The organism is Mesorhizobium sp. M1329 (genome assembly GCF_040318035.1).
Lineage (GTDB): Bacteria > Pseudomonadota > Alphaproteobacteria > Rhizobiales > Rhizobiaceae > Mesorhizobium.
Genome location: NZ_JAMYLN010000041.1, coordinates 12,788 through 28,945 on the forward strand (window position 1 = coordinate 12,788; position 16,158 = coordinate 28,945).

Sequence of the window (16,158 nt, forward strand, 5' to 3'; positions counted from 1 at the left end):
ACTTTCAAAATCGTGACCTCAGCAGGCTCGCGCGAGTTCATCCAGGGCATTCAGGATCGCACTCTGGCTCGCCGGCTTCTGCACGATCCTGCATGTGCGGAATCCGGCCGGAATTTCGCGTTCGCTATACCCGGAGAGAAAGGCGAACGGAACACCGCGCGTCCGTAACGCTTCCGCGATCGGATAGCTGGTCTCGTCGTTCAACTGAATATCCAACAGCGCCGCGTCTATGCCGCCTTCGCCGACGAGCCGGAGGGCTGCCGTTACCGACGAAACCGGTCCAACCACCTGATGGCCGGCTTTGCGCAGGTAGGCCGCCGCGTCGTCGGCGATCAGCCATTCGTCCTCGACGATCAGCACACGCATCTGTCCGGTCACGACGAGCCCTCGCGGGTCAGAGGGAATGCGATTTCCGCCTCCAAACCATTTGAGCGGAAACTTGTTTCAACTTTTCCGCCCAGTCTGTAGCCGATTTCGCCTCGTAGAAGGGTAAGGCCGAAGCCGCTGTCGGTTGGCTCCTTGATGCGGGGGCCGCCCTTCTCGCGCCAGACCAGCTTGAAGGTTCCGTCGACCACCGACCATTTAACAACTATCCGCCCGGCTGGCTTCGACAGTGCACCATATTTGGCGGCATTGGTCGCCAGTTCATGGATTGCCATGCCGAAAGAAAGCCCTTGTGCTGGCTTGAGGCTTACTCTCTCGCCATCAAGCTTAAACCGTTCAGGCCCGAAAGGATCGAGCTCCTGGTGCAGCAATTCCTCGACAGAGGCTTCCGTCCAGCTCTCACGCGAGAGCAGACTGTAGGCTCGTGACATTGCCTGCAGGCGACCTATCAAGGCTTCGGCGAACTCGTCTTTCGACGCCGAGTATTCACGCGTCCGGTTGGTGATGCTGGCGACAACCGCCAGCATGTTCTTGACCCGGTGGTTCAGCTCGGAGATGAGCACCTGCTGACGCTCTTCCGCCTGCGCCAGCGTCGTCACGTCGATCAGCGTCACGACCACGCCCTGGATGCTGCCGCTCTTGTCCCGGTAGGGATTGATGCGAACCAGGTAAGACCGGCCGTTGTCGTCGCGCGCAAGATGATGGTTCAGGGTCTCTCCGGTCTCGAACACCGCATCGATGTGCCGTTTCAGCTCGGGGTAGTCGAGCTGACTCGAAAGATCGGTCAGTGGCCGGCCGACATCGGAAAGACGCAAGTTGAAGAAGGATGATGCCGCGGGAGTGAAGGTGCGCACCACAAGGTTGCGGTCGAGGAAGATGGTCGCGATTTCCGTGCTTTCGAACAGGTTTCTGAGGTCGCTGTTGGCGCGATCTAGCTCCTCTATCTTGCCGGTCAGCTCCGCGTTGATGGTGTTGAGCTCTTCATTGAGCGACTGCATCTCCTCCTTCGAGGCCTCAAGCTCCTCATTGGTCGACTGCGCCTCTTCATTGACGGAGACGAGTTCCTCGTTCGAAGACTTTACTTCCTCCAGCGCCGTTTCGTATTCCTCGATGGTGGACTGCAGCCGTTCGCGCGTGTCGCGCAACTCCCGTTCGAGATCTGCCGCGTCGTCGGTGCCGCGGTTTTCGCGTGCCGGCTCGGACCGCATCCGGGGCTGTGCCACCGAATTGAACAGGACGAGATAGAGGGGCTCACCATTGCCGCGTTCCGTGTACGGCTCGACCGTCAGCGTAATGAACTGAAGCTGTCCGTCGTCTTCCTCGACCGCTATGTTCTCCCGCACGACCGTGCGGCGCGTCGTGGCAGCTTCCCGCAACGCGGCGCGCAGCTCAAGTCTCAGCCCGCGGCGGGCCAGGGTCAGCAACTGCCGGCTCGGCGCGCCTTGCGGCGCTTCCAGATATTTGCCCGTCCGCGTCGAATAGTAGACGATGTCGCCATCGCCATTGACCAGAACGTGCGGCGGGGCGAACCGCTCCAGCACCTGAGCCTCGATCGCCTGGCGCAGTGAATGGCTGGCGGCGTCCTTCTTCGAGCCGCCGCTTCCGACCGGAAGGGCACCCGTGCGGCCATTGCCGATCAGGACCAGCGGCCGCGGCGTGGCATGTTCCCGCGCCTGGAATATCCGCTGCTTCTTGTCGACCGTGGCGAACAGGTCGCCGTGCTGACCGACGCTCTCCGACGTGCCGAGGAACAGATAACCGCCCGGCCGCAGCGCATAATGGAAGATCGGGATGACCCGGTTCTGGATCTGCGGGCCGAAATAGATCAACAGGTTGCGGCACGAAATCATGTCCATGCGCGAGAAAGGAGGATCGCGGATAACGCTGTGCGGGGAAAAAATGCACAGTTCGCGCACCTCTTTGCCGAGCACATAGCTCTCGCCGTCGCTGTGGAAAAAGCGTTGCCTGCGCTTTGCCGATAGCCCGTGCAGCAGCGCTTCGGGATAACGCGCCGCACGCGCCACGGCGAGAGCCGGCTCATCGATGTCGGTCGCGAATATCTGGACGCGCGGCGGCGCGGAAAGCTTTTCCATGCGCTCGCGCATCAGCATGCCGATCGAGAACACCTCCTCGCCGGTGGCGCAGCCGGGCACCCAGACACGCACCGAATCGGAGGCGTTCCTGCCTTCAAAAATCTGCGGTATGATCTTTTCCTCCAGCAATTTGAACGCTTCGGCGTCGCGAAAAAAGCTGGTGACGTTGATGAGCAGGTCGCGAAACAGCTTCGCCACCTCGTCGGTGTCCCTCTTCAGCCGTTCTATGTAGGTGGTGATCGACTGCAGCTGCGTGATCTGCATGCGCCGCTTTACGCGACGCAGGAACGTCTTGGTCTTGTAGCCGGAGAAGTCGTGACCGGAATGGCTGCGCAAAATGGCGTAGATTTCATCGCGGGCCCGATCCAGGTCGGCCTTGTGCTCGTCATCCGCTTCGGCCAGTCCACTCAGCACATCGAAGCCGCGGACAAACGCCTGAAGCTTTGCACCGATCTGCTCGGCGGGCGCCGCTATGTCGATCAGGCCGCTCGAAATCGCACTCTGCGGCATGTCCGGGTTGCGGGGGCCGTACCCGTTGGACGCCTGGGCAATCGTCAGCCCGCCATGCTCCTTGATTGCCCTGGCGCCGAGCGTGCCGTCCGAATCGCCACCCGACAAGATAATGCCGACGGCATACTCGCCCTGGTCCTCGGCCAATGCGCTGAAGAAGATGTCGATTGGCTTGCGCTCGCGGTTGAGCGTATTCGGCCGGCGCAGCGAAAGCGCACCCTTACGGATGGTGAGGACGACGTTTTGCGGCATCACATAGACCTGGTCGGGTTGGACCGTCACGCCCTCCTCGGCCACGACGACCGGCATTTCGGTGTAACGCCGGATGACCTCGTGCAGCAGGCTCTCCCGTTCCGGGCTGAGATGCGTGACGACGACAAACGCCATGCCGGTGCCGTCGGTCAGCCCTTTGAACAGGCCCTCCATCGCGGGAATGCCGCCGGCCGATGCACCGACGCCGACAATTGGAAATCTTCCATTCTGGGATGCCACGCCAAGCCCCTGGTAACAGCCGCAAACACAAAGCCGTCAAATCGGGCCTTAGACCCAAATCGCGCCTCAGATTAAGACCGGGCCGGGCCTGAGGCCAGTAAATAGTCCACCAACGGAACAAAGTACCGCCGGTGGGCATTAACATTTGACTTTGGAGGCGGTTCCAATGGCAAAACGATCACCTGAAATAAAGCCGGCAAAGCGAATCCTGCTGCCTTCGCCGGATCTGACCAAGTTCCCGGTATCTGAAAATATTCCGCCTCGCCTGCTCGCGCTCGCGGAACGGTTGCAAGAGGTACTGGCTCGCCACTTTGCAGAAGTCCGCGCCGACAGCCGTAAATCCCGCAGGAAGAAGGAACAATGAGGTGCGCGACCTGCAAGGCTTGCATATCCTGATCGTCGAAGACGAATGGATGCTGGCGGGCGATCTTGCACGTTATTTCAGCAAGATGGGCGCCGTCGTGCTTGGCCCGGTGGCGACAGTCGAACAGGCATCGAAACATACGGACGAGGCGGAGGCCGCGATCCTGGACGTCAATCTCAACGGACGACGGGTATTCCCGATCGCCGACGAACTGATGCGCCGTGGCGTGCCGTTCGTGTTTTTCAGCGGCGATGAAGACATCGTTATTCCCGAGCGCCTTCGGTATGCCAGCAGCCTCCGAAAATCCTCGGACGGCCAGGCTGTTTTCGATGCTCTCTTCCCAGCCGAGACGTCGTCGTCGAAAGGAGGTCGAGCGTCGGAGCCCTCGGACGACGTATTTTCGCTGCTTCCCAAGCTCAGGCTCGCGGCGCGTCTGCTGCTGGGAGATGTGGAGGCCTCCGACCGGCTGGTCGAGCGAACGCTCGAACAGGCCATCGGCGAAATCGACAAGAGACGATCCGGCTCCTCCACCGAGGACTGGCTCAACGGCATCATGCGAAGCATCGTCAGGGCACGCGGGCCAAACCTGCTGCACTGACCGCAGCCGCTGTTGGCCGCGACCTTACTTCCGGCTGCGTTCGACGAATTTGTTGAAGCGGCTGGTTTTTCCGCCGCTGGTCTCATCCTGGTAGAGGAAGGCCAGTTCGTTCTCATCGAATATCCTGAAGAACTCATCCCATTCGACGGGCTCGAACGTCTCTTCAGGCTCGCCGAAGTCGATGCGCAGTATGCCGCCCTCGCCCTTGGTGCGCACCACCGCCGGCCGGCCGTCGCGATCCTCGGCCCAACGGCGGATTTCATCATGATCGGTGGTCGTCTTCGATTCAGACATTCCAATCTCCCTTCGATTCCACCCCACACCGCGAGATCCCGGTCCGCATTCCTGCAACCAGCAGATGCATCGCCGGCCGGCATGTGCGCGCGGTTGGTGACTATGGCTCCTAACACCAAGCGCGCTTCGATGTTCCCGTGCCCAAGGCAACGATGCTTTTCGCGAGCGCGGCGCTCCGGGAACTTTGTTGAAGCAAGGGAACAAACCTTTCGCCCGGAAGTTTGGGGCGGCAAAGCCATTCATATGAGGAGTTGTCGTGAAACGTATACTGGTCACGGGAGGCTGCGGTTTTATCGGCCGCCACGTCGCCCAGGAACTCGTTGAACATGGTTATGGAGTTTCAATTCTCGATGTGCTGCTGGACCAGGTGCATGGCGGCGAGGCAATCAGCCTGCCGGCGGGCGCCAAGCTGATCAAAGGCGACGTTCGCGATCGCGACGCCATCACAGAGGCGGTCGAGGATGTCGACGCGATCATTCACCTGGCGGCTGAAGTGGGCGTCGGCCAGTCCATGTACGAGATCGCCCGCTATGTCGGCGCCAACGACCTCGGCACCGCCACGTTGCTGGAGGCACTGATCAAACGGCCGATCGAACGGATCGTCGTTGCTTCCTCGATGAGCGTCTATGGCGAGGGTCTCTACGCCACGCCAGACGGCCGGCGCATCGACAATGCAAGACGGCAGCCGGACGACATCCGCAGCGGCCAATGGAATCCCCTGTCGCCGGAAGGTGAAGTCCTGTCGCCGCTGCCCACCGACGAGCAGAAACCGGTCGACCTCGCCTCGATCTACGCACTGACAAAATACGCCCAGGAACGCGCCGTACTGATCTTCGGCGAAGCCTATGGCGTCGACGCGGTGGCGCTGCGCCTGTTCAATGTCTTCGGCGCCGGACAGGCGCTCTCGAACCCGTATACCGGCGTGTTGGCGAACTTCGCCTCGCGCATCGCCAATGGCCAGCGGCCGCTGATTTTCGAGGATGGCGAGCAGCAGCGCGATTTCGTGCATGTGCGCGACGTTGCCCGCGCCTTCCGGCTGGCGCTGGAACAGCCCCAGGCGCGCAGCCATGTCATCAACATCGGCAGCGGGCAAGCCTACGCGGTCAGCGACGTCGCCCGGCTGCTCGCCGAAGCAATGGGCGTACCTGGCCGCCAGCCGGAAATCCTCGGCAAGGCACGCTCCGGCGATATCCGCAATTGCTTTGCCGACATCTCGAAGGCGCGCGAACTGCTCGGCTTCCAGCCGCAATACCGGCTGGAGCATTCGCTCGGCGATTTCGTCGCATGGGTGCGCAACACCGTCGCCATCGATCGCAGCGCCGAGATGAAGCGGGAACTCGAAGCGCGAGGACTGGTGTCATGAGACCGGATTCACGCAATTTTCGCGAAGCGCCCGTCGCCATTATCGGTGGCAGCGGCTTCATCGGCTCCAACCTCGCCGACAGCCTGTTGTCGGATGGCGAACCGGTGCTGGTCATCGACAATCTGAGCCGTCCCGGCGTCGAGCAGAACTTGGAATGGCTGACGCAAAAGCACGGCAGCCGCCTTACCATCGACATAGCCGACGTCCGCGACGCCGAGGCGCTGATGCCGCTGGTGGCCGGTTCGAAGGCGGTTTTCCACTTTGCCGCGCAGACCGCCGTCACCACGAGCCTGGTTCGGCCGGACGAGGATTTCGACATCAACCTGCGCGGAACGTTCAACGTCCTGGAAGCCGCTCGCCGCAGCGGCAAGCGCATCCCCGTCGTTTTCGCCAGCACCAACAAGGTCTATGGCCGCCTCACCGACCTCGCCATGCGCGAAGAGGACGGCAAATACGCGCCTCGCGACGCGGCCATCCATGCGCACGGCATCGACGAGACGCGCGGCCTCGATTTCTGCACGCCCTATGGCTGCTCCAAGGGCGCGGCGGACCAGTATGTCCTCGACTACGCCAAGTCATACGATTTGCCGACGGCGGTGCTGCGCATGAGCTGCATCTATGGCCCGCGCCAGTTCGGGACGGAGGATCAGGGCTGGGTCGCCCATTTCCTGCTTAGCGCCTTCTCCGACCGGCCGATCACCATCTATGGCGACGGCAAGCAGGTGCGCGACATCCTCCACGTTGCCGACGCGGTCGCGGCTTACCGCGCCGTTCTCGACCGGATCGAGGCAGTCAAGGGCCAGGCATTCAATCTCGGCGGCGGACCGGACAACGCCGTCAGCCTGCGCATGCTGCTGAAGGAGATTCGCGACCTAACGAAACGGGACGTTCCGATCCGTTACGACCGCGAACGCACCGGCGATCAACCGTTCTTCGTCGCTGACACGCGCGCGATCGAGGCGGCGCTGGGATGGAAAGCGCACGTCTCGTGGCAAAACGGCATCCGCGACCTAGCCGACTGGCTGCAGCGTCATCGCCTCGACCCGCATCCCGAACCGGCGAGGTACGTGGCATGAAGGTCGCTCTGGTCAATCCGTCCTGGACGTACCAGGACAGCATCTACTTTGGCTGCCGCCAGCCGCATCTGCCGCTCGAACTCGGCTATTCGAAAGCGCTGCTCGAAGCCGGCGGCCACCTGGTGCTGATGCTGGACGGGCAGATCCAGAAGCTCGACAACGCCGCGCTAGCCGATCGCGTCGCCGCCTTCGAGCCTGACATGACCGTCGTCAGCACCGCGCCGACCTACCTGTTCTGGCGCTGCGCACCTCCCGAGTTGCGCGTGCCGGCCGATTTCCTCAACCATCTTGCCGGGCGCGGCGGCCGCACCGTCGCCGTCGGGCCGCATGGTTCGGCGACGCCGACGCCGACTTTGCGCAAGCTCGGCGTCGACATCGTCGTGCGCGGCGAGTGCGAGGAAGTGGTCGCGGAACTTGCTCGGCGCGACGACTGGAGTGCTGTGCCGTCCACCGCCCATTTCGAGGAAGGAGAACTGGTCTCGAACGGCGGCGTACATGCGAGCTCGTTCATCGATCACCCAGCGCTCGAATGGCCATCGGACTGGATTGCCGCCCATCAGCACCATCATCACCGCTTCGATGACGACCAGGTCGGTTTCGGGGCGGAGGTCGAGGCGTCGCGCGGTTGCCCGTATAATTGCAGCTTCTGCGCCAAGATCGATTTCCGCGATGCCTATCGCCGACGGAACCACGAAGCAGTGATCGCCGAGATCGACCGACTGATCGCACAGGGTGTCGGCTACATCTACTTCATCGATGAGATCTTCCTGCCGCAAAAGGCGCTGCTGGAGGCGCTGGTCGATCGCGATGTGAAGTTCGGCGTGCAGACCCGTATCGACCTCTGGAAGCCGGAACTGCTGAAACTGCTCGGCGCTGCCGGTTGCGTCTCGATCGAAGCGGGCCTCGAAAGCCTGACGGTGGAAGGCCGCGCCATGCTGGCAAAACGCTGCCGGCTGGGCACCGAGGAACTGGCCGCGTTGCTGGTCGACGCAAGGCGCCACGTGCCGTTCGTGCAGGCCAATCTGATCGGCGTGGTCGAGGACGACCCGGCGCTGGTCGACTATTGGCGAAAGCACCTGATCGACAACGGCGTTTGGGCCAACGAGCCGGTGCCGCTTTATCCCTATCCGAGTTCGCCGAGCTATCGCGAACTTTGGGGCGAGCCCGACGATCTCGCCTGGGAGCGCGCGCATGAACATTATCTCGCATCCTTCCGAACGTTCAGCGACATCCAGGAGAAGCGGCCGCGTCCGCTGGCTGAATTGGAGGCCACATGTTGCGGACACTGAGCCCGCGACCGCGGCGTATCCTGATGACTATCGATGCCGTTGGCGGCGTCTGGCGCTATGCACTCGATCTGGCGAGGCAACTGGTCGCCGGCGGCGACAGCGTCGTGCTTGCCGGGCTTGGTCCGGAACCGTCCAGGCAGCAGGCCGAGGACGCCCAGTCATTCGCGGCGCTGACCTGGCTCAACACGCCGCCCGACTGGATGACCCGCAACGAGCACGACCTCGACACATTGCAGCAGGAGCTGCAGCCGCTCATCCGTGACTACGCCATCGAAATCGTCCATCTCAACGCGCCGACCCAGGCCGCGGGGCTCGACGTGCCCTGCCCGATCGTGGCGGTGTCGCATTCCTGCGTGGTGACATGGTTCCACGCCGTCAAGGGACAGGCGGCGGACGGCGAATGGGCCTGGCAGAAGGACCGCAACCGGCGCGGTTTCGACAAAGCAGGCATGGTCGTTGCACCGAGCCGCAGCCATGCGGACATGCTCGAAACCTGCTACGGGCCGATCGCGCGCCTGAGCGTCGTCGGCAACGGCGCACGGCCCGGAGCGAAGAGCGAAAGACGTGAATCGGTCGTTTTCGCCGCCGCGCGTTGGTGGGACGAAGGAAAGAATGCGGCGGTGCTGGACCAGGCCGCTTCCCTCACGCAATGGCCGGTCTTCGTCGCCGGCTCGCTGCAAGGGCCGGACGGCCAGCATGTTGGCTTCAGCCACGCCGTTCCCGTCGGGCCGGTGCCGCATGAGGAAGTGCGCTTGCTGATGGCGCGGGCCGGCATTTTCGTATCGCCGTCGCTCTACGAACCGTTCGGCCTGGCCACGCTGGAAGCCGCGATGTCGAAGACGCCTTTGGTGCTCGCCGATATCTCGACCTATCGCGAATTGTGGGACGGCGCGGCCATGTTCTACGACGCACGCGATCCGGGCGATCTCGCCAGATGCATCAACAGCCTTTGCAGCGACGCGCAGCGCCGGCGAGAGCTCGGTGAGGCAGCGGCTCGCCGAAGCCGCAGATTTTCATTGGCAAGACAGGCGACCGCCATGCGCGGCGTCTACGACAAGGCGGCCCTGGCCACCATGGCGGATAGTTGATCATGCGGTTTTTATTCTACACCCATTCGATCGTTTCCGACTGGAACCACGGCAACGCACATTTCCTGCGCGGCATCATGCGCGAGCTGGTCGCGCGTGGGCACCAGGCGATTGCGCTGGAGCCCGCCGACGGCTGGAGCCGGTCGAACCTGCTGGCCGAGAAAGGGTCCTTCGCGATCGAGCGTTTCCGGAAGGATTTTCCCGAGTTGATGCCGGTCACCTATTACGCCGCCTTCGACCACGAAGCCTGGATCTCCGATGCCGATGTGGTGATCGTGCATGAGTGGACCGAGCCGGACCTTGTCGCGCGGCTGGGAAGGGCGAAAGCAATTGGCGGCCGTTTCACGCTGCTGTTCCACGACACGCACCATCGCGCCATCTCGGCCACGCAAGCGATTTCCGCCTTGCAGCTTGAACATTATGACGGCGTGCTCGCCTTCGGCGAGGCGCTGCGGGAAAGCTATCTTCGCGCCGGATGGGGCAAGCGGGTCTTCACCTGGCACGAGGCAGCCGATGACCATCTGTTCCAGCCCCATCCTGAAATCGAGCGTAGCGCCGACCTGATCTGGATCGGCAATTGGGGCGACGACGAGCGCAGCACCGAAATCAGGGAATTCCTGGTCGACCCGGTGCATGAGCTTGGCCTGAGCGGCACTGTCCACGGCGTCCGCTATCCACGCGAGGCGCTCGCCGACCTTGCGGCCGCCGGCCTGCACTACGAAGGCTGGATCGCCAATGCCGACGTGCCGAAGGCGTTTGCGGCGAGCCGCATCACGGTTCACATCCCGCGGCGTCCATACCGCGAAAGCCTGCCCGGCATCCCGACCATCCGCATGTTCGAGGCGCTCGCCTGTGGCATTCCGCTTGTTTCGGCACCCTGGTCCGATGTCGAAGGCTTGTTCAGGCCCGGCACCGATTTCCTGTTTGCAAACAACGGTTCCGAGATGCGGCGTCATCTTCGCGCCGTGCTGCGTGACGGGGATCTCGCCGCTTCTCTGGCGAGATCGGGCCTCGAGACCATTCGCTCACGGCACACATGCCGGCATCGGGCGGATGAACTGTTCGGCGTGCTCGCCGAATGCGGGCACCGCCAAGCCGCCGACACGATCCTTGCAAAGGAGGCCGCCGAATGAAGATCGCATTTTACGGGTCGAGCCTGCTGTCGTCCTATTGGAACGGCGCGGCCACCTATTACCGCGGACTGCTCAAGGCCCTGGCAAGGCTCGGCTATGACATCATCTTCTACGAGCCGGACGTCTACGATCGCCAGAAGAACCGCGACATCGAAGCGCCGGACTGGTGTGCCGTCGTCGTCTACGAGGCCACTCCGCATGCCATGATGCAGGTGGCGGCGCGGGCGGCGGAGGCAGATATCGTCGTCAAGGCGAGTGGCGTCGGTTTCGCCGACGACGCGCTGTTGCGGGCGGTGCTCGATCACGCCCGTGCCGATGCGCTCACCGTATTCTGGGATGTCGATGCGCCGGCGACGCTTGGCCAGTTGCGCGACGAGCCCGACCATCCGCTGCATCGCGCGCTGCAGGAAATCGACCTCGTGCTGACCTATGGCGGCGGCGACCCGGTGGTCTGGGCTTATCGGGCAATGGGGGCGGCCGAATGCGTGCCGATCTACAATGCGCTCGATCCGGAAACGCATCATCCCGTCGGCAAGGATACGCGCTTTGACTGCGATCTCGCCTTTCTCGGCAACCGGCTGCCGGACCGCGAGGCGCGCGTCGAGGCCTTCTTCCTCGAACCGGCCGGCCGCTCGGCCGATCAGCGCTTCCTGCTCGGCGGATCGGGCTGGGGCGACAAGCAGATGCCCGCCAATGTCCGATGGCTCGGCCATGTCGGCACGCGCGACCACAATGCATTGAACGTCACGGCCAAGGCGGTGCTGAACATCAGCCGCGACAGCATGGCGGCCAATGGCTTTTCACCTGCGACGCGCGTTTTCGAGGCGGCGGGCGCCGGCGCATGCCTCATCACCGACGCCTGGCTCGGTGTAGACCTGTTCCTGAAACCCGGCGAGGAAATCCTGATCGCGCGCGATGGCGAGGACGTCGCCGAGATCATGCAAAGCCTTAGTGCCGAACGGGCCAAGGCGATCGGGACATCGGCGCTTCTGCGGGTGCTTGGCGAACATACCTATACGACACGGGCCGTTTTGGCCGACGCCATCTTCAGGCGCCATTTCGAGCGTCCGACCGTGGAGGCGGCCGAATGACGAAGCCGCTCGACATCGTCTTTCTTGGCCTGTCGCTCTCCTCATCCTGGGGAAACGGCCACGCCACCACCTTTCGGGGGCTGCTCAAAGGTCTCCACGAACTCGGCCACCGCGTCACTTTTCTCGAACGCGACGTGCCGTGGTATGCAAGTCACCGGGATCTGCGCGACCCCGATTTCTGCGCGCTACGCTACTACGAAACGACCGATGATCTTCGCCGCAATTTTGCGCGCTGCCTGCGCGATGCCGATATCGTGGTCGTCGGCTCCTTCGTTCCGGAAGGCGCGGAAATCATCGACGTCGTGGCATCGCTGTGCACGGGTCAGTTCTGCTTCTACGACATCGACACGCCGGTCACGCTGGCAAAGCTTTCAACCGATGATTGCGAGTATATTGCCAGACGGCAGGTCCCGTATTTCGACGTCTACTTCTCGTTCACCGGCGGGCCGACGCTTGCCCGTCTGACGGCGGAATTCGGCGCGAGGCGGGCCGAGCCGCTCTACTGCTCCGTCGACCCGGAACGGCATCATGGAACCGGCGATCCAATCCGCTGGGATCTCGGCTATCTCGGCACCTACAGCCCCGACCGCCAGGCGACGCTGGAGGCCTTGCTGTTTGAACCGGCGCGTCGCATTCCGGAGCGCCGCTTCGTCGTGGCAGGTTCGCAATATCCGCGCGAAATCGCCTGGCCGGACAATGTGGATCGCATCGAACACCTGCCGCCGGCGGACCACGCGGCCTTTTACAGCCGCCAACGCTACACTTTGAACGTCACGCGCAGTTCCATGATCGCGGCCGGATGGTCGCCCAGTGTGCGCCTCTTCGAGGCAGCCGCCTGCGGCACGGCGATCATCAGCGATAGCTGGGCCGGACTGGACAGCCTGTTTCCGGAGCGGACGATCCACACCGCGCGCAGGACCGAGGACGTAATCGGTATCCTGTCTGGGGAATCCGACGGCGCCCGGCTTGCCATGGCCAAGCAGGCGCGCGTGCTCATCCTGGCAGCTCACACAAGCATCGCAAGAGCCCGCGAATTCATTTCGCTGCTGGCGCAGGCCAAATCGCCACGTTCTGTTCTCGATCTGGATGTCGAGAGCGCAGCATGACCCGCAGACGGGAGAAGATAGAGATGCAGCTATCAAGAAAGGTGCAACGGACTAAGACCGTGCTTGTCGCGGGCGGCGCAGGCTTCCTCGGTTCGCATCTTTGCGAGACAATGCTCCAGGCCGGCTGGCGCGTGATCTGCGTCGACAATTTCCTTACCGGCCGCATGGAGAACATAGCATCGATCGCCGATCGTCCGGATTTTCGGCTGATCAAGCAAGACATTTGCCGGCCGCTGGAGCTTAGCGAACCGGTGGACCGCATCTTCAACATGGCGTGCGCGGCCTCGCCGCCGCGTTACCAGGCCGACCCGGTCCATACGACGCGGACTTGCGTTATCGGGACACTCAATCTGCTGGAGCTCGCCGCTCGTAATGGCGCCCGGTTCCTGCAGGCGTCCACCAGCGAAATTTATGGCGATCCCGAACAGCATCCGCAGAAGGAGGACTATGTCGGCCACGTGAACTGCATCGGCCCCCGCGCCTGCTATGACGAAGGCAAGCGTACCGCCGAAACCTTGTGTTTCGACTATTTGAGAATGGGAAAAGCCGATATCCGCGTCGCGCGTATCTTCAACACCTATGGTCCAAGGATGGACCCTGCGGACGGACGGATCGTTTCCAATCTGATCATGCAGGCACTCGAGAGACGGCCGCTGACGATATTCGGCGACGGACTGCAGACCAGATCGTTCTGCTATGTTTCCGATCTGGTCGACGGCTTGATGCGGTTGATGGAGGTCGATCCCAATCCGCGGCAGCCCGTCAATCTGGGCAATCCAGGGGAGTTCACCATCCTGCAACTGGCGAGCCTGGTGAGAGGCATGACCGCAACCAAATCGGGCCTGAAATTCCTGCCGCTGCCGCAAGACGATCCTCGTCGTCGGCAACCCGACATTTCCCGTGCAAGGAAGCTTCTCGGCTGGTCGCCGAAAGTGCCGCTCAGGCAGGGTTTGATGCGCACAATCGGCTATTTTGCCGAGCTTGAGGCGGCGCAGATGATCGACAGAAGACGTCGAATTGCCCCCGCCGTGCGTTCTGCATCAGGCCGGCTGCAAAACCTGCCGGCCTGACGGCCGGGAGCGTCTGACCGCTGCTTGATTGTGCGGTCGTTGCGGATTTGGTCACTTTTTCTCGTCGCGGGAACAACCCGTCCAGCTTCTGGTTTTGCCAAGGTACCGGCATGGAGACGATTGTGCATCCGAAGCGATCCGCCAAAGACATCGAGCAAATGGCCGCAAAGGAGACGGCTGCCTTCCTGCGCCGCGCCTCCATCACCTATCTGGAATGTTGTGTGAGCCTGATGATGACGCATCTTCAGCGCGAGGAAGTAGCGGCCATCCTCGAAAAGGAAGCGGATATGCTGCGCAGGCTGGACTGATGCTGGTCGAAGGGCCGCAGGTCGCCTTGGCATTCCAGGAAACGAAGCAGCGCGGCAGCGTAACGTCTTGCCGCGGCCGTCAACCGGATCTGTTCCCGATCATCGCCAGATCGTGCCGCCATGCTCCACAAGCCAAGCTGGAAGGCGAGATAGCAGGGCTCGTAGTAGTGGACCAGATTGGCATCGACGGGACGAGACGTAGTCGCCTCGACAGCGTTGCACAGTGCCGCAGTCGCTGCGTCGGAGAGGCTGTACTCGACACGGGCGCCGGCAATGTCCCAGGCGATGTCCTGGCAGCCGATCAGATCGTGCGATCGGCAATGGTCGAGGGCGTCCGTCTTGACCAGCGTTCCGCTGCGCGAAAGGATGAACTCCCACGGATGAAGCCGCCCGTCGATCTCGACCCGCTGCATGGTCTTGGGTGGAACCTGTTTCGAGAACCAGTTCCGCAACTCCGTGGCACGGCCTTCGCCCAGCGCTTCGTTTGTATTCTGCACGGCCATGGCGGCAAGCGCCTCTAGCGAGGCACCCGGCTCGGAGGCGGGCAGATTGGCTGCGCGCCAGGCCAGATAACATCCGAGATGCGCGACTAGTTTTCCTGTCGAAAGCCTTGCCCGGTCCAGCGTTGTGCCGTCGATCCAGCGTTCGACGAGAAAGCCATGGCACAGCCCGGCGACGTCCGGGCCAAACCCTGCGACATGCAGCCTCCGGGCAGTCTCGGCCTTGTGCATTCCGATTTCACCGAGGCCGACGAATTTGACCGACCATTTTTCCCGGCCCGCAGAGGCAAGAAACTTTCGCCGCTCGAAGCCGCGGTGAACGGGTGGCCAATGATCCTGCGAGCCATAGTGCAAGTGACGCCACTCCCCGGCGGATGTTTCCGTCAGCTTGACCGCTGTGCTGCCGATCGTCCTGGCCACCCAATCCCGCAGCGCCGGGACAGCGGATCCAGCGGTGAAAGTCCGCTCGAAATCCGCCGTGTGTTTTTGGCAAACCGTCCACGCCTCACGGCCGTCCGCCGATGCTTCGGGACCCGGGCCACCCAAATGGCTGGGGAACAGATGGAAGCGCCTGGCACCGATGCCCAGCGCTTGTAACCATGTGACGACGGCGTGGAACGAGCTGCCGGACAGGCCTGGGCCCTCATCGACGACAGCGAAATGGGCCGACGGCCTTGTCCTCCAGCCGCCGATCAACTCTGGATCGGCGGCAAGCCGCCGGCGAAACGGATGACCGGCCGGTCGGACGCTGACGGGTGCCGGTGCGCCGATGGCCGCCGCCACCATCGCTGCCAGCCCCAGGCCGATGCTGCGGATGCCGATCACGCATGTGTTAGCATCGAGACCCGACTGCCGTGCGGCGACGAAATAGCTCTCCGGATAGAGCGCGTAATGGGCATAGCCCTCGGCCGTGCCGATGAGGATTTCGCCATCGCAATCGAGTTCGGCCAGCATTCGCGGCACTTCGGCATCGACCGGGCCGTCGATAGCGAATCCGGCGTCCCACGATCTGCCCACGTCCCGGGCCAAGCCGACCAGGAGGTTCGCGCCCACGATCCGCTGTGGGGAAATCCTGTCCGTGCCGTTGGCCTCGAATTCCGCGTCGGCAAGGCCCTGGACCAATTCCGAAGCCTTGATGAACAGGCCGACCAGTGCTGCGTGCCGTCCGATCCCGCTTGGCATGTCCGCAATGTGCCCGGCCGCTTCGCAGGCCGAGGCGCGAACATATCGCGCGCTCCGCATTTGCTTGTGGTCGCCATAGACGATCATTGTCGGTCCCGGTTGGCCTCACTCCCAGCTGCACAACTCGGTGGGCGCTACTTTGATCCACCATCGGTTGCACGATTTTTGCAGCCGGCAAGGAACAATCAGCGAGGCAGGTGGTTTGGCACGAAGAACT

15 protein-coding genes are annotated in these 16,158 nt (G+C 62.8%); 11 read left to right on the forward strand and 4 right to left on the reverse strand.

The features are described 5' to 3' along the window. Positions 1-18 precede the first annotated feature (18 nt). Both NKH21_RS28740 and NKH21_RS28745 read right to left on the reverse strand, forming a co-directional pair. The gene (locus NKH21_RS28740; protein ID WP_352660381.1) at positions 19-378 is read right to left on the reverse strand and encodes a response regulator; all 360 of its coding nucleotides are present in this window, start codon (positions 376-378) and stop codon (positions 19-21) included. Beyond that, entirely contained in the window at positions 375-3,479 is a 3,105-nt protein-coding gene (locus NKH21_RS28745) for a CheR family methyltransferase (RefSeq protein ID WP_352660377.1), read from the reverse strand. The genes NKH21_RS28740 and NKH21_RS28745 overlap by 4 nt, the downstream gene beginning before the upstream one ends. A gap of 166 nt (positions 3,480-3,645) precedes the next feature. On the opposite strand from NKH21_RS28745, the gene NKH21_RS28750 reads away from it, so the two are divergent. Together NKH21_RS28750 and NKH21_RS28755 are read left to right on the forward strand one after the other, a co-directional pair. After that, positions 3,646-3,843 carry a hypothetical protein gene (locus tag NKH21_RS28750; RefSeq protein WP_352660374.1) on the forward strand — a complete coding sequence of 66 codons (198 nt, stop codon included), beginning with the start codon at positions 3,646-3,648 and terminating at the stop codon, positions 3,841-3,843. A 1-nt stretch (position 3,844) separates the two neighbouring features. Further along, positions 3,845-4,441: a response regulator gene (locus NKH21_RS28755; protein WP_352660371.1), complete on the forward strand. Its 597-nt coding sequence runs from the start codon at positions 3,845-3,847 to the stop codon at positions 4,439-4,441. A 24-nt stretch (positions 4,442-4,465) separates the two neighbouring features. On the opposite strand, the gene NKH21_RS28760 is transcribed toward NKH21_RS28755, so the two are convergent. Beyond that, positions 4,466-4,735 carry a hypothetical protein gene (locus NKH21_RS28760; RefSeq protein ID WP_352467978.1) on the reverse strand — a complete coding sequence of 90 codons (270 nt, stop codon included), beginning with the start codon at positions 4,733-4,735 and terminating at the stop codon, positions 4,466-4,468. 256 nt (positions 4,736-4,991) lie between these two features. On the opposite strand from NKH21_RS28760, the gene NKH21_RS28765 reads away from it, so the two are divergent. The 9 genes from NKH21_RS28765 to NKH21_RS28805 are packed head-to-tail and all read left to right on the forward strand — an operon-like array spanning position 4,992 to position 14,259. Beyond that, positions 4,992-6,098, forward strand: coding sequence for an NAD-dependent epimerase/dehydratase family protein (locus tag NKH21_RS28765; protein ID WP_352660368.1), 1,107 nt, complete (start codon positions 4,992-4,994; stop codon positions 6,096-6,098). Continuing rightward, positions 6,095-7,174 (forward strand): NAD-dependent epimerase/dehydratase family protein, encoded by a 1,080-nt coding sequence (locus NKH21_RS28770; RefSeq protein WP_352660365.1) that lies wholly within the window; start codon positions 6,095-6,097, stop codon positions 7,172-7,174. The genes NKH21_RS28765 and NKH21_RS28770 overlap by 4 nt, the downstream gene beginning before the upstream one ends. After that, positions 7,171-8,463 carry a TIGR04295 family B12-binding domain-containing radical SAM protein gene (locus NKH21_RS28775; protein ID WP_352660362.1) on the forward strand — a complete coding sequence of 431 codons (1,293 nt, stop codon included), beginning with the start codon at positions 7,171-7,173 and terminating at the stop codon, positions 8,461-8,463. Before NKH21_RS28770 ends, NKH21_RS28775 begins: the two co-directional genes overlap by 4 nt. A 23-nt stretch (positions 8,464-8,486) precedes the next feature. Beyond that, positions 8,487-9,551 (forward strand): glycosyltransferase family 4 protein, encoded by a 1,065-nt coding sequence (locus NKH21_RS28780; protein ID WP_352660360.1) that lies wholly within the window; start codon positions 8,487-8,489, stop codon positions 9,549-9,551. 2 nt (positions 9,552-9,553) lie between these two features. Beyond that, positions 9,554-10,684 carry a CgeB family protein gene (locus tag NKH21_RS28785; RefSeq protein WP_352660358.1) on the forward strand — a complete coding sequence of 377 codons (1,131 nt, stop codon included), beginning with the start codon at positions 9,554-9,556 and terminating at the stop codon, positions 10,682-10,684. Beyond that, entirely contained in the window at positions 10,681-11,775 is a 1,095-nt protein-coding gene (locus tag NKH21_RS28790; RefSeq protein WP_352660355.1) for a CgeB family protein, read from the forward strand. Before NKH21_RS28785 ends, NKH21_RS28790 begins: the two co-directional genes overlap by 4 nt. After that, the gene (locus NKH21_RS28795; RefSeq protein ID WP_352660352.1) at positions 11,772-12,881 is read left to right on the forward strand and encodes a CgeB family protein; all 1,110 of its coding nucleotides are present in this window, start codon (positions 11,772-11,774) and stop codon (positions 12,879-12,881) included. Before NKH21_RS28790 ends, NKH21_RS28795 begins: the two co-directional genes overlap by 4 nt. A gap of 23 nt (positions 12,882-12,904) precedes the next feature. After that, a complete protein-coding gene (locus tag NKH21_RS28800) occupies positions 12,905-13,951 on the forward strand; it encodes a UDP-glucuronic acid decarboxylase family protein (RefSeq protein ID WP_352660349.1) in 1,047 nt (348 codons plus the stop codon). A 47-nt stretch (positions 13,952-13,998) separates the two neighbouring features. Further along, positions 13,999-14,259: a hypothetical protein gene (locus NKH21_RS28805; protein WP_352869237.1), complete on the forward strand. Its 261-nt coding sequence runs from the start codon at positions 13,999-14,001 to the stop codon at positions 14,257-14,259. Here the strand turns inward: NKH21_RS28805 and NKH21_RS28810 are convergent. Then, complete coding sequence (locus tag NKH21_RS28810; protein WP_352660346.1) at positions 14,196-15,941, reverse strand: hypothetical protein; 1,746 nt, start codon at positions 15,939-15,941, stop codon at positions 14,196-14,198. The genes NKH21_RS28805 and NKH21_RS28810 overlap by 64 nt on opposite strands. Positions 15,942-16,158 lie beyond the last annotated feature (217 nt).